Source organism: Microvirgula curvata (genome assembly GCF_054781615.1).
On record NZ_BAAGUB010000003.1, the window covers coordinates 71,061 to 91,481 of the forward strand.

At 64.0% G+C, this 20,421-nt stretch carries 15 protein-coding genes; 13 read left to right on the plus strand and 2 right to left on the minus strand.

All coding sequences use genetic code 11. From position 1 onward, the window contains the following. Window position 1: 1 nt before the first annotated feature. The 8 genes from ACYVG8_RS00555 to pepN all read left to right on the plus strand — a co-directional run bounded on the left by ACYVG8_RS00555 (window position 2) and on the right by pepN (window position 12,283). A complete protein-coding gene (locus ACYVG8_RS00555) occupies window positions 2-682 on the plus strand; it encodes a glutathione S-transferase family protein (protein WP_460744890.1) in 681 nt (226 codons plus the stop codon). A gap of 226 nt (window positions 683-908) precedes the next feature. Next, entirely contained in the window at window positions 909-1,682 is a 774-nt protein-coding gene (allE, locus tag ACYVG8_RS00560; RefSeq protein ID WP_028497761.1) for a (S)-ureidoglycine aminohydrolase, read from the plus strand. A gap of 135 nt (window positions 1,683-1,817) precedes the next feature. Beyond that, the gene (locus tag ACYVG8_RS00565; protein WP_107889446.1) at window positions 1,818-2,846 is read left to right on the plus strand and encodes an aspartate/ornithine carbamoyltransferase family protein; all 1,029 of its coding nucleotides are present in this window, start codon (window positions 1,818-1,820) and stop codon (window positions 2,844-2,846) included. Window positions 2,847-3,197: 351 nt separating this feature from the next. Further along, window positions 3,198-4,655 (plus strand): YfcC family protein, encoded by a 1,458-nt coding sequence (locus ACYVG8_RS00570; protein ID WP_199489744.1) that lies wholly within the window; start codon window positions 3,198-3,200, stop codon window positions 4,653-4,655. Between the two features lie 88 nt (window positions 4,656-4,743). Then, a complete protein-coding gene (gene allB, locus ACYVG8_RS00575) occupies window positions 4,744-6,108 on the plus strand; it encodes an allantoinase AllB (RefSeq protein ID WP_028497758.1) in 1,365 nt (454 codons plus the stop codon). A 224-nt stretch (window positions 6,109-6,332) separates the two neighbouring features. Further along, window positions 6,333-7,772, plus strand: coding sequence for an NCS1 family nucleobase:cation symporter-1 (locus ACYVG8_RS00580; protein ID WP_036384703.1), 1,440 nt, complete (start codon window positions 6,333-6,335; stop codon window positions 7,770-7,772). A gap of 151 nt (window positions 7,773-7,923) precedes the next feature. Then, window positions 7,924-9,363 (plus strand): YfcC family protein, encoded by a 1,440-nt coding sequence (locus ACYVG8_RS00585; RefSeq protein WP_036384702.1) that lies wholly within the window; start codon window positions 7,924-7,926, stop codon window positions 9,361-9,363. 298 nt (window positions 9,364-9,661) lie between these two features. Continuing rightward, entirely contained in the window at window positions 9,662-12,283 is a 2,622-nt protein-coding gene (pepN, locus tag ACYVG8_RS00590; protein WP_460744891.1) for an aminopeptidase N, read from the plus strand. Between the two features lie 104 nt (window positions 12,284-12,387). Here the strand turns inward: pepN and ACYVG8_RS00595 are convergent, their stop codons facing one another. Next, on the minus strand, window positions 12,388-12,720 hold the full coding sequence (locus ACYVG8_RS00595) for an SCP2 sterol-binding domain-containing protein (protein ID WP_028497755.1): 333 nt from the start codon (window positions 12,718-12,720) through the stop codon (window positions 12,388-12,390). Window positions 12,721-12,982: 262 nt separating this feature from the next. On the opposite strand from ACYVG8_RS00595, the gene ACYVG8_RS00600 reads away from it, so the two are divergent. From ACYVG8_RS00600 to ACYVG8_RS00615, 4 genes are all read left to right on the plus strand, one after another. After that, window positions 12,983-13,633: a GntR family transcriptional regulator gene (locus ACYVG8_RS00600; RefSeq protein ID WP_107889444.1), complete on the plus strand. Its 651-nt coding sequence runs from the start codon at window positions 12,983-12,985 to the stop codon at window positions 13,631-13,633. A gap of 310 nt (window positions 13,634-13,943) precedes the next feature. Next, complete coding sequence (locus ACYVG8_RS00605) at window positions 13,944-15,860, plus strand: M14 family metallopeptidase (RefSeq protein WP_460744892.1); 1,917 nt, start codon at window positions 13,944-13,946, stop codon at window positions 15,858-15,860. 455 nt (window positions 15,861-16,315) lie between these two features. Continuing rightward, window positions 16,316-16,825, plus strand: coding sequence for a PAS domain-containing protein (locus ACYVG8_RS00610; RefSeq protein ID WP_036384701.1), 510 nt, complete (start codon window positions 16,316-16,318; stop codon window positions 16,823-16,825). A gap of 16 nt (window positions 16,826-16,841) precedes the next feature. Then, window positions 16,842-18,305 carry a methyl-accepting chemotaxis protein gene (locus ACYVG8_RS00615; protein WP_107889442.1) on the plus strand — a complete coding sequence of 488 codons (1,464 nt, stop codon included), beginning with the start codon at window positions 16,842-16,844 and terminating at the stop codon, window positions 18,303-18,305. A 77-nt stretch (window positions 18,306-18,382) separates the two neighbouring features. Here the strand turns inward: ACYVG8_RS00615 and ACYVG8_RS00620 are convergent, their stop codons facing one another. Further along, on the minus strand, window positions 18,383-19,318 hold the full coding sequence (locus ACYVG8_RS00620; RefSeq protein ID WP_460744893.1) for a LysR family transcriptional regulator: 936 nt from the start codon (window positions 19,316-19,318) through the stop codon (window positions 18,383-18,385). Window positions 19,319-19,421: 103 nt separating this feature from the next. Here ACYVG8_RS00620 and ACYVG8_RS00625 point away from each other — a divergent pair, with 103 nt between their 5' ends. Next, window positions 19,422-20,420, plus strand: a complete 999-nt coding sequence (locus ACYVG8_RS00625) for an aldo/keto reductase (RefSeq protein WP_460744894.1) — start codon at window positions 19,422-19,424, stop codon at window positions 20,418-20,420. The last annotated feature ends 1 nt before the right edge of the window (window position 20,421 follow it).

Here is a 20,421-nt window from a genome sequence, read left to right on the forward strand (position 1 = left end):
CATGATCACGCTTTATGGCCGGCGCAATTCCGGCAATGTGCAGAAAGTCCTCTGGACCCTGGATGAAATCGGTATCGGGTACCAGCGCCTGAATGCCGGCGGCAGCTTCGGCGGCACCCAGGTTGCCGACTATCTGGCACTGAATCCGAACGGGAAAGTGCCGACCCTGGTCGATGGCGACCTGGCCCTGTTCGAGTCCAACACCATCGTGCGCTACCTGGCCGCCCGCTACGGCAACGACTCGCTGTGGCCGGCCGATCCGGCGCAACGCGCCGCCCGCGAAAAATGGATGGACTGGGAACTGTCCACCCTGGCGCCGGTGGTCGGCCCGGCCTTCCTCGCCACCATCCGCACCGCCCCGGCCGAACGCGACCACAAGCTGATTGCCGCCCGCGCGGCAGCGCTGGCCGACACCTTCGGCCTGCTGGACCGAGAGCTGGCCCGGACCCCGTATCTGTCCGGGGCCGAATTCGGGCTGGCCGACATCCCGGCCGGCACGCTGACCGCACGCTACAGGGCGCTGCCGCTGGATCGCCCGCCCCTGGTCCATGTCGACGACTGGTTCGAGCGGCTGTCGGCGCGCCCGGCTTTCCGTCGTCATGTACTGATCGAGATCGGCAGCACCCCGGACGAATGGACCCGGCTGGAGCGCGCCGAGGCCGGCCAAACCGGCAAACAATGACTGCAAACAGGAAAAAACGACCGCCGCAAGGCGGTTTTTTCATTGCCTTTCAACAGCTTGAAACACATGGCGCGCAGAGACAACGACTTGTCATCCCCGGCCATGCGACTTGCACGGGGCCACGCGTAGACTTCATTCAACACCTGAAGACAAACCGCCACAAACACCATGAGTACGGCGATTTTTCTGAAAGATGAATGCACGTTAACCGAACTTGGAGATAATCATGCCCTATCCCGACGGCCCGCTGAAGAACCGCTCCGTAGTCAAGCACGGCAACTATGCCGTCCTGTCGAACGACGGTCGCGTCATCAACTGCGTTCCCGGCTTCGCCGACTGCAAGCTGACCATCCTCGCCACGCCGAAGATGGGTGCCAGTTTCATCCAGTTCATCGGCACGGTCGGCGCGGAAGGTCGCACCACGCTGACTTACGCCGCCCAGCCGCACGAAGAAAGCTTTATCTACATCCTCGATGGTGAAGGCCAGCTCAAGCTGACCGTCGGTGGCGAAAGCAAGGTGATGGGTCAGGGTGGCTATGCGTATGCCACCGCCGGCCAGGGCATTGCCTTCGAGAACGCCAACGGCAAGGAATGCCGGATCCTGCTGTACAAGCAGCGCTATGTGCCGCACCCGGATGGCCGCAAGCCGTTCACCGTGTTCGGCAATACCAATGAAATCGAATGGCAGGACTACGACGGCATGAGCAACGTCCACCTGAAGGACCTGCTGCCGATCAACGAAGCGTTCGACATGAACATGCACATCCTGAGTTTCGATCCGGCTGGCTGCCATCCGATCATCGAAACCCATGTGCAGGAACACGGCGCCTACCTGTACGAAGGCGAAGGCCTGTACCTGCTCGATACCGACTGGATCCACGTGCAGGCGGAAGACTTCATCTGGTTCGGCCCGTTCACCAAGCAGGCCTGCTATGGGACCGGACGTGGCCCGCTGACCTACATCTACTCGAAGGACTGCAACCGCGACGTCGAGATCTGAAGCTTTCTGTCCGCGCCGGGCTTCCTTTCCTCTCCGCTAACCGCCTGATTCCCCGTCCGGCCCGTCACCGGGCGGGAGGCGCGGACAGCCCTTATGAACGCTCCATTCCGTATCCCTTTCTGAAGGAATCGCATCATGGCTCTCACCAAGAACTTCAAGACCCTGGACATCCGCGAGCAACTGGCCGCTACCGGCATGAAGGGCAAGAACATCACCTTCCTCGACGATTTCAAGCGCGAACAGATCCATGCGCTGTATGAATCCGCGAAGATGCTCGAACCGTTCCTGCGCACCGGCGTCGACCTGCTGAAGGGCAAGACCCTGTACACGCTGTTCTTCCAGCCGTCGACCCGTACCCGCTGCAGCCATGAAAACGCCATGCTGCGCCTGGGCGGCAACGTGATCACCGAAGCCGACCCGCTGCACAACTCGTCGGTAGCCAAGAACGAAAGCCTGTACGACAGCCTGCGCGTCACCTCGCAGTACGCCGACGTGATCGTCATGCGTCACCCGGACGACAAGGAAGCGCTCGGCGCCATCGAACAGCTCGGCACCGACAGCTCGCCGATCATCTCCGGCGGCTACGGCCACGTGACCCACCCGACCCAGGGCCTGCTGGACAGCTACACCTGCTGGCGCGCCTTCGGCGACCTGCAGAACGCCACCGTGGTGATCAGCTCGCCCGACCTGTCCCGCGCCCGCTCCGGTCAGTCGTTCGCTCTGGCGCTGGCCGCCATGGGTGCCCGCATTGTCTACACCGGCACCAGCGAGCTGCGCACGCCGGAAATCATCCGCAAGAAGCTGACCGCCATGGGCGCACGCTGGGAAGAGCATTTCGACCTCGACCAGAAGAAGCATGCGGAAATGTTTGCTGACGTCGGCGCCGACCTGATCTACCTGCCGGGCTGCTCGGTGAAAAAGGACGATCCGGACCGCGAAGCGTTCATGCGCAAGCTGGAAAACCACTACGTGTCGCTCGACATGCTCGACAACCTGAAGAAGAAGACCGGCAAGGTCGTCGGTGTCCATCACTCGCTGCCGCGCAACCCGGGCGAGTTCGACATGGCCATCGACCGTACCGAACACGAGCTGTACTTCAAGGCCATCGGTTTCTCGGTCGCCGTGCGCATGGCCCTGCTGGCATCGGTCATCGGCGTCAACTGATCAGGTTCCCTCGTTCCAGTACCGGCCGCTGCCTGCGGTGGCCGGTTTGCGTTGCGAATGCCGCCGTCCCGGCGTACCCGGTGCGGCGGCCGGTCGCGAGTACTGTTTGGCTTCAGATGCCAGGAGGCGACACGGCGCCCTGCCATGCCGCCCTGTGCCAGGAGGTGGATCGGTCATTGGCCGGGACGCCCTGCTGACGGACGGGGATGTCCCCGACCCGGTCAAGCACCTGCTGCCGCATGTTGTCTGCCGGTTTTCCGGCATACGCATACCGGACCCTGACGCCCGAACCCGGCAAGTCCCTGGCCGTCGTCCGGTGTGCTGACACCCGTCAACACTCTGGAGAGAAGCATGAGCACCCATCCCGCCACCAATGCGCCGATGCCCCCCGACAGCCGGCCGGCCCGCAAATCATTCCGGATGCCGGACATCTACATCGTCCTGTCGGTCTTTATCCTGGTCATGGCCGTCCTGACCTTCATCATCCCCGCCGGCGAATACACCCGCGAAACCCTGCAGACCGCCCACGGTCCGCAAACGCTGGTCGTGGCCGGCACCTACCACCAGGTCGCCCAGCAACCGGTCGGCTTCATGCAACTGGTCACCGCCATCCCTGACGGCCTGAAGCGCGCCGCATCCATCGTGTTCCTGACCTTCATGGTCGGGGGCGGCATGGGGCTGATCAAGCGTGCCGGACTGATCGACATCGGCGTGCACAAGCTGATCGACGGCGTCGGCGACAAGGGCTTTCTGGTCATTCCGATCCTGATCGGCATTTTCACCGGCCTGGCCGCCTTTATCGGTGTGCCGGAACTGTCGCTGGCCTACCTGCCGGTGCTGCTGCCGCTGTTCTACCGGCTCGGCTATGACGGCATGTCGGCCATGGCGGTCGCCCTGCTCGGACCGTGCATGGGCTTCACCTTCGGCCTGACCATTCCGGGCTCGGTCGGTGTCGGCCAGCAGATCGCCCAGTTGCCGATCTTCTCCGGTTCGGCCTTCCGCGCCGTGGTGCTGGTGATCGTCACCATCGTCACCGTCGCCTACGTGATGCGCTATGCCGCCCGGGTCAAGGCTGACCCGAGCCGCAGCCTGACGCTGGACTCCGACCAGCTGATGCGTGCCGAGCTGCAGGAAGCGCAGCGCGAACAGGGCGAGCTGGTCGTCACCCGCCGCCACATCCTGGCCGGCCTCGCCTGCCTGGTGATGTTCCCGTGCGCCATTGCCGCCATCCTGATCAACAACCTCGGTTTCGAGGCCATCGGCGGGCTGTTCCTGTTCATCGGCATCACGGCATCCGCCATTGCCGGCAAGCGGCCGCAACAGATCTGCGACGACGTCAATGCCGGCATGCGTGACATGATGGTCGCCGCGCTGCTGTGCGGGGTGGCCAGCGCCATCGCCGTGGTCATGGACCGTGGCGTGATCACCGATACCCTGGTGTACTGGCTGGAACAGATCATGCGCAGCGTGCCGGCCGAAGTGTCCGCCATCGTGGTGTTCTGGGAACAGGCGCTGTTCAATGCACTGGTGCCGGGCGCCACTGCCCTGACCGTGCTGACCATGCCGGTGCTGTCGCCGCTCGGCACCCTGCTCGGCATCTCGCAGCAGGCCGTCGTCACCGCCAATGCCTGGGGTGGCCAGCTGACCGACATCTTCTTCCCGACTTCGGGCTTCTTCGTCGCCACGCTGGTGATGGGCAAGGTCGACTTCGGCAAGTGGATCCGCTTCTACACCCCGCTGATGCTGATACTGGGCGCCATCGCCTGTGTCGCCCTGTATCTGATGCAGACCATGAACCTCGGCATGTAGCCGCAGACGGCCCATGAAGATGGGCACGGACCGCCAGAGGCGGGCCTGGCGACAGGCCCGCCGCAATGAACCGAAAGGACTCCTTACCATGATGTTCGACACGATCATCCGCAATGGCGCCGTCGTGTTGCGCGACGGCACCGTTCCGCTCGACCTCGGCATCCGCGACGGCAAGATCACCTGTCTCGCCGGCCGCCTCGACCCGGCGCAGGCCGCCGAAGTCATCGACGCCGACGGCCAGTACGTGCTGCCCGGCATGGTCGACGCGCACATGCACATTTCCGAGCCCGGCCGCACCGAGTGGGAAGGCTATCTGAGCGGCACCCGGGCCATGGCTGCCGGCGGCACCACCACCTTTGTCGAGATGCCGCTGAACACCATCCCGGCCACCACCGATCTGGCCTCGCTGCAGATCAAGCTGGATGCCGCACGGGGCCAGTGCCACGTCGACTATGCGCCGATGGGCGGGCTGGTGCCGTGGAACCTCGCCGACCTCGAACCGCTGTCCGCCGCCGGCGTGGCCGCCTTCAAGTGCTTTGTCGCCACCTGCGGCTCCGGCAAGCCGGGCGACTTCATGAATGTCGACGACTACGAGCTGTATCGCGGCATGCAGGTGCTGGCCAGAACCGGCGACCTGCTGGTCATCCACTGCGAAAACGCAGCCCTGACCGACAAGCTCGGCCGTGACGCCCGCGCCGCCGGCAAGACCCGCGTGTCCGACTACGTGGCCAGCCGCCCGGTGTTCACCGAGGTCGAAGCGGTCCAGCGCGTGCTGCTGATCGCCAGGGAAACCGGCTGCCGGGTGCATATCGCCCACAACAGCTGCCCGGAAGCAGTCGACGCCATCCACCGCGCCATAGCCGACGGGGTCGATGCCAGCGTCGAGTCCTGCCCGCACTACTTCCTGCTCTGCACCGAGGAGCTGGATGCGATCGGCCCGCGCGCCAAGTGCTCGCCGCCGATCCGCGACCGCGCCAACCAGGAACGGATGTGGGACGCGCTGCGTGCCGAACGCATCCACATCATCGGTTCCGACCACTCGCCATGCACGCCGGACCTGAAAGCATCGCCGAATGCCTTCGATGCCTGGGGCGGGCTGTCCGCCTGCCAGAACAGCGTCGACGCGATGTTCGATGCTGCCGTACTCCAGCGCGGCATCGACCCGTCGCTGCTGATGCGGCTGCTGGCCACCCGACCGGCCGAACGCTTCCGCCTCGGCCAGAAGGGCGAGATCGCAATCGGCAAGGATGCCGACGTGGTGCTGCTCGACCCGACGCGGCCATACACGCTGCGCGCCGAGGACCTGTACTACAAGAACCGTTTCAGCGCCTACGAAGGACGGCGCATCGGCTGCCGCATCACGCGCACGCTGCTGCGCGGGCGCACGGTCTTCCGCCTCGACAGCGGCATCGTCGGCGAGCCGGCCGGCCAGTTGCTGCGGCCGGGTGAGTGAACGGCGCGAAAAGACCACATGCTGTCGGGTCATGACAACTCCCGTCCGGTAACCGGTCCGTAAACTGGTTCTGTTCCGGCCGTCACGACAGGCGGCCGGCACTACCGGATATATCCGGTGTGGCGGCCGGCCAGCGGCGGCCGCCACACCCGACAGCGCCGCACCGTGCGACGACCTTCCCGCAACGGGTGCGGCACAGGAATTCATCCTTCAGGGAGCTTTTCATGAACGCACCGGACCCCTCCACCCTTCCGCCCTCGTACAGCCCGCGTCTGACCAATGACGATCTGCTCCCGATCTCGCGGCGCAGCTGGGGTACCTACAACTACTTCGCCATGTGGATGAGCGATATCCACAGCGTCGGCGGCTATGTATTCGCCGCCGGGCTGTTCTTTCTCGGCCTGTCCGGCTGGCAGATCCTGCTGGCGATGATGGCCGGCATCCTGGTGGTCAACAAGCTGCTCGACGGCGTCGGCGTGATGGGCCAGCAGCTCGGCGTCCCGTATCCGGTCATCGCCCGGCTCAGTTTCGGCGTGTTCGGCGCCAATCTGCCGGCCATCCTGCGTGCCATTGTCGGCATCGTCTGGTACGGCGTGCAGACCTGGCTGGCCTCGACCGCGCTGGTGATCATGGTGGCCGCGCTGTGGCCGGCGGCAGTCGGCCGGCTCGACGGCATGTGGCTCGGGCTGACCGAGCTGGGCTGGATCTGCCTGATGATCATGTGGTGTCTGCAACTGGCGCTGTTCTGGCGCGGCATGGAATGGGTGCGCCGCTTTATCGACTTCTGCGGCCCGGCGGTCTACCTGGTCATGTTCGCACTGGCGGCCTGGATGCTGTCGCAGGCCGGCTGGGGCGCCCTGACCCTGTCGCTGTCTGACAAGACGCTGAGTCCCGGCGAGACCCTGTACCAGATGCTGTCGGTGGTGGCGCTGGTCATCGCCTACTTTGCCGCACTGCTGCTGAATTTCGCCGACTTCTCGCGCTTCGGCGTCAGCACGAAGGCGGTCCGGCGCGGCAATTTTCTCGGCCTGCCGATCAACTTCCTCGCTTTCGCGCTGGTGACGGTTGCGGTCACCGCCAGTACCGTTTCCGTCTTCGGCGAGGCCATTCTCGACCCGATCCATGTCGTGCAGCGCATCGATCACCCGACCGTGCTGGTGCTGGGCTGCCTGACCTTCGTCATCGCCACCATCGGCATCAATATCGTCGCCAATTTCGTCTCTGCCGCATACGACATTGCCAATATCGCGCCGAAGCACATCTCGTTCTGGCGCGGCGGCGTCATCACTGCCGTGCTGTCCATCCTGGTCATGCCGTGGTCGCTGTACCACAACCCGATCGTGATCAATCTGTTCGTCGGCTGCCTCGGCGCCTGTCTCGGCCCGCTGTTCGGCGTGATCATCACCGACTACTACGCGATCGCCCGCCGCCAGGTCGACATCAGCGCGCTGTACAGCGAATCGCCGGACGGTGCCTACTGGTATCACCGCGGCGTCAACCGCCGTGCGGTACTGGCGTTCTTCGTCGCCGCGATTCCGTCCTGTGTCATTGCCCTGTGGTCGCCGCTGGAACGGCTGGCGCCGTTCGCCTGGATCATCGGCACGCTGCTCGCCTCGGCGCTGTACTGGCTGCTGATGAAGCATCGCCGCCAGCCGGTCATCTGACGACCACCGGCATGGCGTGCAAGGACAATGCATTGTCAGTCCCGGACAGCAAAGCCCTTCCGCACCCTGCTTAGACTAGCCATGAGTCATATCACGTTCCCCTGGCGGCCGGCCCAAGCCGGTTCGCCCAGTCCCAAACCTGGAGGTCATCATGGCTACCCTGCACACCCCGTCCGAGCAGAAGACGGACAGCAAGTCACCCGCGGCGAAGAAGTTCGTGATTCCGGACATCTACGTCATCCTTGGCGCCATGGTGCTGATCGTCGCCGTGCTCAGCTACATCATGCCGGCCGGCGAATATGCACGCACCATGGTCAACGGTCGTTCGACCGTGGTGCCGGGTTCGTTCCAGTTCATCGAACAGACCCCGCTGAGCTTCATGCAGATCATGTCCGCCATTCCTGACGGCATGGTCAAGGCGGCCGACGTGGTCATCCTGACCCTGCTGGTCGGCGGCGCGGTTGGCGTCATCCGCATGGCCGGCGTCATCAACTACGCGATCGACAAGCTGCTGGCCGCCCTCGGCGCGCGGGTCAGCCTGATCATGTTCGTGCTGGTCTTCATTTTCAGCCTGATCGCCGCCTTTGTCGGCACGCCGGAACTCGGCATCGCCTACCTGCCGATCGTGCTGCCGCTGATGCTCCGGCTCGGCTATGACACCACCAGTGCCGTCGCCATCGCGCTGCTCGGCCCGTCGGTCGGCTTCGCCTTCGCCCTGACCGCCCCGGCCACCATCGGCACCTCGCATATCGTCGGCCAGCTGCCGATGTTCTCCGGCGCCGGCTATCGCGCGATCTTCCTGGTGGTCAGCACCCTGATCTCGATCGCCTATCTGATGCGCTACGCGGCACGGGTCAAGGCAGATCCGGCCCGCAGCCTGACGCCGGAACTCGACGCCACCCTGCGCAGCAAATACCAGGCCGAAACCAACGCCGGCCCGGTGGAATACACCGTCCGCCAGCGGATCGCTGCCGTCGCCACCCTGGTGATGTTCATCACCATCATCTGGTCGATCCTGCAGTTCAAGCTCGGCTTCGTCCCGATCTCCGGCCTGTTCATGGGCATGGCCGTGGTATGCAGCCTGATTGTCGGCCAGCGCCTGAACGACATCTGCTCGAACTACAACGAAGCGATGCGCGGCGTGATGGTCGGCGCACTGATCTGCGGCGTGGCACGCGGCGTCTCGGTCGCCCTGGAAAACGGCCATATCCTCGACACCATGGTGTACTACCTCGCGCAGATGCTGTCCGGCCTGCCGACCTCGCTGACCGCCATCGGCATCTGGATCGTGGAATGGGCATTCAACCTGGTGGTGCCGTCCGGCGCCGGCAAGGCCGTGATCACGCTGCCGGTGTTCTTCCCGCTGGCCGACCTGGTCGGTCTGCACCGCCAGGTGGTCGTGCTCGGCCTGCAATGGGGTGACGGGCTGGCCAACCTGATGCAGCCGACCGAAGGCTACTTCATGGCCATCATCGCCATGGCCGGCCTGCCGTTCGGCAAGTGGCTGAAGTTCTACCTGCCGCTGTTCGCCATTCTCAGCGCCGTCTGCATCATCGGTCTGCTGGCAGCGGTCTCCATCGGCCTGAACTGATCCTGGCCTGCGCGCTCTGCAAACGCCGTCCTTCGGGACGGCGTCTGACTGTCCATGAACCCCGGCCACAAAGAACGGACGAACGAAGCGAGGTTTCCCCGCGGCGGCGGGGACAGAAGAGGCAGGGTTCAATCAGGCAGACTGCCGTGCTCGGGACAGATTCTGTCAGTCGGGTGTGTACCGACGCCACGGTGAACATCGGCGCCCACCTTGATGAGCCGTCTGGACGGTGTTCGGTCGCCCGGCCGGGCACGGCGTATAATCCCGGGGTCTGAAGCCACTTTCCCGGACCTGGATCATGAGCCAACCGCAAGCCAAGTACCGCGCCGATTATCTCCCGTCTGCCTTTCTGATCGATTCGGTCGATCTGACCTTCGACCTGCGCGACGACGACGTCCGCATCGACAGCCGCATGACGGTCCGGCGCAATCCGGCGGCGGCGGCCAGCAGCGAGCTGGTGCTCGACGGCACGGCCGAACTGGTGTCGGTGACCCTCGACGGCGAACCGGTCGCCGTCAACCACTATTCGAACGACGCGGAAACGCTGACCCTGCGTGACGTGCCGGAAAGTTTCATTCTCGAAATCGCCACCCGCGTCGACCCGTATGCGAACTCGTCGCTGATGGGGCTGTACGCCAGCAACGGCAACCTGTTCACCCAGTGCGAGCCGGAAGGCTTCCGCAAGATCACCTATTACCTTGACCGTCCGGACGTGATGGCCAAGTTTTCCACCACCATCATCGCCGAACGCAACCGCTTCCCGGTGCTGCTGTCCAACGGCAACAAGGTCGGCGAAGGCCAGACCGACAAGCGGCGTCACTGGGTCAAATGGGTCGACCCGTACCGCAAGCCGAGCTATCTGTTTGCGCTGGTCGCCGCGCGCCTGTCGGTGCTGCGCGACGAGTTTGTCACCCGGGGCGGCAAGAAGGTCACCCTGGAAATCTGGGTCGAGCCGCAGGACCTGGACAAGTCGCAGCACGCGATGGAAAGCCTGAAGCGCGCAATGGACTGGGACGAACGCCGCTTCGGTCTCGAATACGACCTCGACACCTACATGATCGTCGCCGTCGGCGACTTCAACATGGGGGCGATGGAAAACAAGGGCCTGAACGTCTTCAACACCAAGTACGTACTGGCCAGCCGCGCCACCGCCACCAACACCGATTTCGACGGCGTCGAGGGCGTGATCGGCCACGAATACTTCCACAACTGGACCGGCAACCGCGTGACCTGCCGCGACTGGTTCCAGCTGTCGCTGAAGGAAGGGCTGACCGTCTTCCGCGACCAGGAATTCTCGGCCGACATGGGCAGCCGCGCGGTCAAGCGCATCGGCGACGTGCGCAATCTGCGCGCGATGCAGTTCCCGGAAGACGCCGGCCCGATGTCGCACCCGATCCGTCCCGAGAGCTATCTCGAGATGAACAACTTCTACACCATGACCGTGTACGAAAAAGGCGCGGAAGTGGTGCGGATGTACCACACCCTGTTCGGCGAGGACGGCTTCCGCCGCGGCATGGATCTGTATTTCAAACGCCATGACGGCCAGGCCGTCACCTGCGACGATTTCCGCGCCGCCATGGCCGACGCCAACGGCGCCGACCTGACCCAGTTCGGCCGCTGGTACAGCCAGGCCGGCACGCCGGAGGTGAAAGTCTCCTGCCAGTGGTCGGAACTCGGCCATACGCTGACGCTGACCGTCAGCCAGTCGACACCGCCGACCCCGGGCCAGGCCGACAAGCTGCCGCTGCACATCCCGCTGGCCATCGGCCTGCTCGATCCGGACGGCAGGGAATTCCCGCTGACCCTGTCCAGCGACGCCGCCCCCGGCCCGACCACGCGCGTGCTGTCGGTGCAGGAAGCCACCCAGCATTTCACTTTCATCAATATCGACCGCAAACCGGTCCCGTCGCTGCTGCGCGGCTTCTCCGCACCGGTCCGGCTGACTTACGACTACAGCGACAGCGAACTGGCCTTCCTGCTGGCTCACGACCGCGACGACTTCGCCCGCTGGGAAGCCGGCCAGCAACTGGCCGAACGCATGCTGCTGGCGCTGTACCGCGCCAGCGTCGACGGTCTCGAACTGGCCGTGCCGGACGACTTCATCTGCGCCTGCCGCGCCGTGCTGGTCGATACCGCGCTGGACCCGGCCTTCGTTGCACTGGCGCTGGTACTGCCATCGGAAAACGAGCTGCTGGAAAAGATCGACGCCGCCGATCCGGAACGCATCCGCCAGGTGCGCGCCTTTGCCCGCGCCGAACTGGCCCGCCAGTTGCGCGCCGACCTGATTGCCGCCTACGAACTGAACGACATCAAACCGTTCAGCCATGAACACGCCGGTCAGCGCGAGCTGAAGAACCTGTGCCTCGGCTACCTGGCCGCACTGGACGATCCGCTGGCCATCGATCTGGCCGTCAGCCAGTGCCGCAATGCCGACAACATGACCGACCAGATCGGCGCACTGAACGCGCTGCGCGATATCCGCCATCCGGATCGCGACGCGGTGTTCAACGAGTTCGCCCATCGCTGGATCGACGACGCGCTGGTGATGGACAAATGGTTCGCGCTGAATGCCGCCAGCCATCGCGGCGACACGCTGCAGATGGTGCAGGACCTGCTGCTGCACCCGGCGTTCTCGCTGCGCAACCCGAACAAGGCACGCGCGCTGCTCGGCAGCTTCGGCCGCAATATCGCCGCCTTCCATCGCGAGGATGGCGCCGGCTACCGCTTCATGGCCGACCAGGTGCTGGCGGTCGATGCGATCAACCCGCAGGTCGCGGCGCGGCTGGTGGCGGCGTTCAACCGCTGGAAGCGGGTCGATCCGGCGCGGCGGCAGATGATGCAGGCCGAGCTGGAACGGCTGATCGCGCATCCGGCCCTGTCCAAGGACGTCTACGAAATCGTCGAAAAGAACCTCGCGTAGCCCGTATCAGCAAAACGGCCCGGAAATCCGGGCCGTTTTGCTGTCCACAAACGCCGCCTGCGAAGAACGGACGAGCGCAGCGAGGTGCCTGCCGAATCAGGCGCTCAGGCCGGGCGGGAGAACGCCTGCATCAGCGTCATCATTTCCGGCAGGTTGGACAGCTTGATCTTGCCCTGCATGAAGGCCACTTCCGGCCGCAGTTCGCCACGCTCGATCGCCAGATAATCGGCACCGCTGGCTTCAACCACACACTTCGCTTCGCCGGTCAGCCCCTTTTCGACCTGGCACTGGCCCTTGTCGAGCGCCACGGTCCATTCGCCGCCCGGCTCGCCGGACAGTTTGAAATGGAAGCGGCTGACCACGCCGGCGGCCTTGTCGGCCTGCAGGCGTGCCGGCATGCCGGCAAACAGTTCATCGAGAGTGGAAGGCAATGCCATGTCGGGTTCTCCAGACGGGTCCGCAGCGGCCGGCAAGCCGGGCGGACGGGGTTAAACAAGTGTTTAATGTCATAGTACTACCAGTTTCCAGCTAATGGATACGCGAATCTGCGGCACTTGTCCAACCACGCCAGCCCCGGTCATTCCGACATAAATGCGACACCCTGCGCCATGTTCTTGTGTCAAACACCAAGACAATCTTGTGTGCCGTCGCAGCGTATAGGAAAATACTAATATTAAAAATACCGGGCATGTTCATATCATGACATTCAAAGCCAACGATTCCCTGACGGAGCAGATTGCCCGTTATCTGGGCAAGCAGATCATCCAGAACGACATGCATGCCGGCGAGCGCATCCAGGAACTGCGCATTGCCGCCGAACTGGACGTCAGCCGCGGGTCGGTGCGCGAAGCGCTGCTGCTGCTGGAACGCCGCCATCTGGTCAATATCTACCCGCGCCGCGGCGCCGTGGTGGCGGAACTCGGAGCGGAAAGCGCCGACGAGTTCTTCGACCTGTGGTTCGCACTGATCGAACGGGTGGTGGTCACCTTCTGCCAGACCTGGGACAACGAAGAACTGGCGCCGTTCTTCGACATCAGCACCCGGCTGATGGAAGCCCAGCAGCATGATGACCTCGAAGCGTACTACGACAGCTCGGTCGCCCTGCTCAGCGCACTGTATCCGCTCGGCCGCAACCGCTATCTGGAACAGACGCTGGACGACCTGCTGCCGCTGACCCAGCGCTGCTTCTACGCCGTGCTGAAGAGCGGCAAGACGCAGATGGCCATGACCAACCAGCTGGTCGACGCCACGCTGAAGGCGGTCACCGCACGCGATGTCGAGCGTGTCCGCAAGGCCATTGCGGACTTCAGTGCCGCCTACCGCCACATCATTGCCGAGGCACTGCAATAAACGCGGCGACAGGAACACGGAAAAGACAAAGACTCGTCCCGCACGAGTCTTTTTTCTTGTGCCTGCGAAAATTGCAGCTACACCCAATTGATCTGCATCACCCTAAATTTAAGAAATAGTTAATATACTTATTACCTCGGAATCCGCGTTCGAATGCCCACCCGGCATGCAGGCGCCGGATTCCATCGTGGATAGTCGGGCGGCCGCCCGGCCTGCGCCCAGTCGCCGATCTTCCGGCCAACACCGGACTCGACGTCCGTTACGCGACCGGACCCCGCTTTCATGCCTCACCCGTTACGGAGAGCCATAAATGCACACCTTCCCTTCCCGTCGTTTCGCCCTTGCCACCAGCGCGCTCGCCATCATGAGCCTGCCGGCACTGGCAGCCCTGCCACAAGCCCCGGGCTATATCGACGATTCGACCGCCGTTCCGGCCGCCAAGACCCGCATTCTGCCGCCGATGTTCGAGCAGACGCTGACCAGCACCCGGTTCCTGGTCGGTGCCGACAATCCGCTCGCCACCGTCGCCGAGGCCAGCGACTTCCACAAGACCAGCAACTACACGCAGACCGTCGAGTACATGAAGAAACTCGCGGCCGCCTCCAGTGGCGCGATCAAGCTGACCTGGATGCCGGAGAAAAGCGCCGAAGGCTACGACATGATGCTGGCCGTCGCGTCGACGTCGGCGGACAAGAGCCCGGAAGGCCTGAAGAAGTCCGGCAAGCCGACCGTGCTGGTCGAAGCAGAAATCCACCCGGGTGAAGCCAACGGCAAGGACGCGATGTTCATGCTGCTGCGCGACATGACCACCGGCAAGAAGCCGCTGGCGTCGATTCTGGACAAGGTCAACATCCTGTTCATCCCGACCGTCAACGTTGACGGCGACATGCGCACCAGCGCCTATGGCCGCATCAACCAGAACGGTCCGGACATCACCGGCTGGCGCGTCAACGGCCAGAACCTGAACCTGAACCGCGACTTCACCAAGCTCGACAGTGCCGAAATCCGCAACGTGGCCTGGGTGTTCAACCAGTACGACCTGAGTTTCTTCGCCGACACCCACTCGACCGACGGCGCCATGTATCCGTACGACAGCTCGTACTGCAATAACGGCGAAGGCTGGTCGCCGGCCGCGACCCGCTGGATGGATACCGTGATGCAGCCGCACGTCTACAAGGAAGTGCAGAGCTACGGCCACCAGATCCACGAGTGCATCAGCCTGAACGACAACAAGGACCTGACCCAGGGCTACTACCCGTACCGTACCGACCTGGCCCGCTTCTCGAACCAGTACGGCGATATCCGCAGCGTGCCCTCGGTGCTGATCGAACAGCATGCGCTGCACCCGTACAAGACCCAGGTGCTCGGCAACTACGTAATGCTGAAGGCGATGTTCGAATCGGTCGGCAACAATGCCGGCTCGCTGAAGACCGCCATTGCCGCCGACCGCAGCAAGGCACTGTCCGACGACAAGGTCACCCTGACCTGGAAGCCGGGTACACCGAAGAAAGTCCAGTTCACCGGCGGCGCCTACACCTACGAGATGTCGCCGATTACCGGCCAGAAAACCATCAAGTGGACCAACAAGCCGAAGACGATGACCGTACCGGTCACCGCCAACGACGTGCCGGACCTGACCGTCACCCGGCCGGCCGAGTACATCGTGCCGGTGCAGTGGAGCGACGTGATCAAGCGGCTGCGCGCGCACGGCATCCAGATGAAGACCCTGGACAAGCCGACGCCGGTCGAAGTCACCCTGTACCGGATGGACAACGTCAAGCTCGCCGGCGGCTTCGAGCCCGACCGGGCGGCGAAGAACCAGATCCCCGGCTATGAAGGCCACCTGCTGGTCAGCGGCGATGCCAAACCGGTCAAGCGCCTGCAGACTTTCCCGGCCGGCTCGGTGGTCATCGATGCCCGGCAGCCGCTCGGCGTGCTGGCCATGAACCTGCTCGAACCGACCAGCCCGGATTCGTTCTGGTCATGGGGCTTCTTCAACTCGACCCTGGTCGCCGCCGAAGAACCCGAGGAATACGTGATGGAACCGATGGCGCGGCAGATGCTGGCCCAGGACCCGAAACTCAAGGCCGAATTCCAGCACAAGCTGAAGACCGACAAGGCCTTCGCCAGGGATGCCGGCGCCCGTCTGCAGTGGTTCTACCAGCACACGCCGTTCTATGACGCCAATGCCTATCTGTATCCGATTGGCCGGGTAGAAAAGAAGTAGTTTTTCCGGCAGTCCCGGGACAAGGGCGACGCCTGCCGCGTCGCCCTTGTCTTTTTGTCATGACCCGGATTTTTTCCAGCGAAAACAAGGCAATCCGCTTGACAATAGCAAGCGGATTAACCTAAATTCCGTCAATGCCGGCAGCATCAGAATTGTCGCAAAAAAATGCGGAACAACAGCGGACGAATGGCCGCACCGGACGCCACGGCATCCCGGCGTGCGTCAGCAAATCCCTGCCACGAAGCCCTGTCATGACCCGCCCTCCCCCCTGCGCCCGCGCAGCCCTGACAAAAAGTCGTACCGGTCCCGGGCAGGCGGGCCGCCGCCCCTCCCGCCGCCCCCTCTCCCTCGCAGACATTTCCCTCGCCTGCCGTGCGCCATGCACCGCCGGCGTTGTGGCGTAGCCGATGGCGAACGACCGGTCGCAAAGACACAAAGCAACGGAGTTGATTTCAATGAACAACCAGGAAGTGCGACTGCAGCCCGACGACCTGATCATCACCAAGACGGACCAGAAAGGCATCATCACCTATGCCAACCGGAAGTTCATGCAGGTGTCGAACTACGCGGAATCCGCCTTGCTGGGACAAGCGCACAACCTGATCCGCCACCCGGACATGCCGCGCGGCGTCTTCCGGCTGATGTGGAAGACACTCATGCAGGGCAAGGAATTCTTCGGCATCCTGAAGAATTACACCGCGGATGGCGGGTTCTACTGGGTGTTCGCCAATGTCACGCCCGACTATGGCATCGATGGCAGCACCAAGGGCTATTATTCGGTCCGCCGCATGCCGACCCGGCATGCCATCGACACCATGACCAGAATCTATGCCGAAATGCGCGCGGTGGAACAGTCCGCCGGCAAGGCAGCAGCACCGGATACCTCGCTGGCCTGGTTACAGGACTACCTGGACAAGGCCCACGCCGGCTCGTACGAAAATTTCGTCCTCGGCCTGAACAAGTAACAGAGAATCAACCTACATGGGCACCACCACCACTTCCTCGCTGTTCCTGAAACAGCGTACCTATCTGTATCTGCTGGCATTCAACATCCTGATCCTGATCGCGGCCGGCCATGAAGTCTTCATCGACAACGACAGCCTGTACCTGCTGGCCCTGCCCGCCTGTTCGATCCTGCTGAGCTTCCATGTCCACCGGCAAACGTCGCGGATGTTCGCCATTCTCGGCATCCTGAAGGAGCAGTTGAGCTACGCGAACAAGGGCGAGCTGTACCACCGCGCAACCCGCACGCCGGGCATGGGCGAAATCGGCCTGGTCGCCTGGGAACTCAACGATTTCATGGACCTGATCGAGACCTATTTCAAGGAAATCAATACCTGCTTCGTGCGCATCAGCAAGGGCGATTTCAACCGCTATCCGCTGTCGTCCGGGATGCCGGGGGTGTTCTCGCTGTCGATGGAAGTGTTCGCCAAGGCGATCAAGGCGATGGAGGACAACGACGTCTATGTGCGCCAGAACCAGCTGTCATCCCAGCTGCACAAACTGAACACCCAGTACCTGCAGAGCAATCTGGCCTCCAACCAGAGTGACCTGAACGTGATCAGCAGCGAGATGGAATCGGTGTCCCGGCTGGCGGAAGGCAATGCCGCCGGTGCCGACGAGAGCCTGAAGAGTGCGCAGGACCTGAGCCTGCAGCTGGATACCATCGTCGACAGCGTCAGCGCGGTGAATGAAACCGCGATGACCCTCAGCGAAAAATGGACCCATATCGAGACCTCGCTGTCGTCGATTGCCGCCATTGCCGACCAGACCAACCTGCTGGCGCTGAATGCCGCCATCGAGGCGGCGCGGGCCGGTGAGCAGGGTCGTGGCTTTGCCGTGGTCGCCGACGAGGTGCGCATCCTGGCCGAGCGCAGCAAGAGCACGGCCGGCGAAGTCAAGAACGTGCTGACCGTGCTGTCGGACCTGATCGCCAACATGCGCGAGAAGTCGAGCCAGAGCGGCGAGACCGCCGCCCGGGTCAAGACCTCAATCGACGCATTCCGCAGCCAGTTCGAGAACCTGGCGGAAACGTCGAGCGAAGTGATCGGCCGCGTGTCGCTGGTACGCGACAAATCGCTGGTGTCGCGGGTCAAGGTCGACCACATCATCTACAAGCAGGGTGCGTACATGCACCTCGACGCACGTCAGGCCAGCGAGTCCGACAAGCGCGACGTGCGCAGCGATACCTGGATCAAGAGCGAAGGCCAGACGCAGTTCGGCAGCACCCGCTCGTTCCAGGCGCTGCAGGCCAGGATATCGCTGGTCAGCGACAATATCGCCACCGCCACCGCCACCCTGGCCGAACACGGTGCCGGGGAAAGCGAAGCCATCCTCGCCCGGATGCGCGAAGCGGAAAAGGCCAGCCAGGAAACCATCCAGTTGATCGACGCCATGGTAGTGGAGAAGCACGATACCGGCAGCAAGGCCGCCATCGCCGCCTGATCCGCTCCGCCCGACAGGCGCCGCCGGCGCGGGAGACGTTCCTGCACCGGCGGCGTTTTCATTTCCGCACGAGGCCGTCAGCCGGCAACGGCTGGACGCAACAGCCCGATAAACGCCCGCAGCGTGGCCGGCATCTGCCGCCGGCCCGGGTAATAGAGAAAGAAGTCCAGCGGCGGCAGGCAATAGCTGTCGAGCACGCGCAGCAGCCGCCCGTCGGCAAGTGCGTCCGCCACCATGGCCTCGTACATATAGGCCAGGCCGATGCCGTCCAGCACTGCGCCGAGGATCAGCACATCATCGTCGAGCAGCAGTGGTCCATTCACCTGCACTGCCAGCGGCCGGCCATGGCGGACAAACTCCCAGTCATACACCGCGCCACCAGGGAAGCGACGGCCGATGCAGGCGTGATCCTTCAGTTCGTCCGGCGTGACCGGCAGTCCGTGCAGTGCGGCGTAGGCCGGCGCGGCAACGACAATCAGCCGCGATGCCGGCGCCAGCGGCAGCGCCACCATGTCACCGGCCAGACTGTCACCGAAACGGATGCCGGCATCGAAACCGCCAGCGACGATATCCACCAGTCCGTCATCCGTGACCACTTCCAGCCGCACCTGCGGGCAGGCCTGGTGAAAGCGTGCGAACAGCGGCGCCAGCAGCAATCTTGCCGCTGCCCGCGGCACATTCAGCCGCAGCGTGCCGCTGGGCGTATCACGGAACAGATTGACCTCGTCGAGCGCCTCGCCAATCTCGCGCAGCGCCGGCGCCAGCCGCGCCAGCAGGCGCTCGCCGGCCTCGGTCGGGGTGACGCTGCGCGTGGTGCGGTTCAGCAGACGCACGCCCATGCGCGCCTCCAGTCCGCGCAGTGCATGGCTGAGCGCCGACGCCGACACCCGCCGCTCGGCGGCGGCCTTGCGAAAGCTGCGATGGCGCGCCACGCAGGCGAAGGCGTCCAGCTCTCCCAGATCGGGCGGGGCCTGGTGGCCATGGGCGCGAACCTCGTTGTCGGATCGGGTCATTGATGAATTTTCCTCAGTAGTTCATCCATCATAAGCGGACTTATCACCAGCAATGAAGCACGCGACACTACCGGGGTCGTCACCTGACCAGGAAAACTCCGCAATGAAAACCCGCACACTGGGCCGGCAAGGCCTGAACGTTTCCGCCATCGGCCTCGGCTGCATGGGCATGAGCTTCGGCTACGGCGCCGCCGACGAGCAGGAAGCCATCGCCACGCTGCAGCGCGCCATTGATCTTGGCGTCAGCTTTCTCGATACCGCCGAAGTCTACGGCCCGTATACCAACGAGACCCTGCTTGGCCGCGCCATCAGGGGCCGCCGCGACCAGGTGGTGCTGGCGACCAAATTCGGCTTCAACATCCTGCCGCACGGCCAGGGCACCGAGCGCATGGCCGGCGTCGACAGCCGGCCGGAACATGTGCACGAGGCGGTGGAAGGCTCGCTGCGCCGCCTCGGCGTCGACTGCATCGACCTGCTGTACCAGCACCGGGTCGACCCGCAGGTGCCGATCGAGGACACCGTCGGCGCCATGGCCGAACTGGTGCGTGCCGGCAAGGTGCGCCACCTTGGCCTGTCGGAAGTGTCGGCGGCCACGCTGCGCCGCGCGCACGCGGTGCATCCGATTGCCGCCGTCCAGTCCGAGTATTCGCTGTGGAGCCGCGATGCCGAACGTGAAGTGCTGCCGGTCTGCCGCGAACTCGGCATCGGCTTCGTCCCGTACAGCCCGCTCGGACGCGGTTTCCTGACCGGCAAGCTGACCAGTACCGACAGCCTGGCGGCTGACGATTTCCGCCGCACGCTGCCGCGCTTCCAGGACGAGGCGCTGCGCCACAACCTGGTGCTGGTCGACGCGCTGACCAGGCTGGCGACCAGCCGGGGCTGCACGCCGGCGCAACTGGCGCTGGCCTGGCTGCTGGCACAGCATGAACAGATCGTACCGATCCCCGGCGCACGCCGCGTCAGCCATCTGGAGGAGAATGCCGCCGCCGCCAATATCGAACTCGATGCCGACGCACGCGCCGCCATCACGGCGGCCCTGCCCCCGTCCAGCGTGGTCGGCCAGCGCTACAACGATGCGCAGCTGACCATGGTCAACCTCTGAG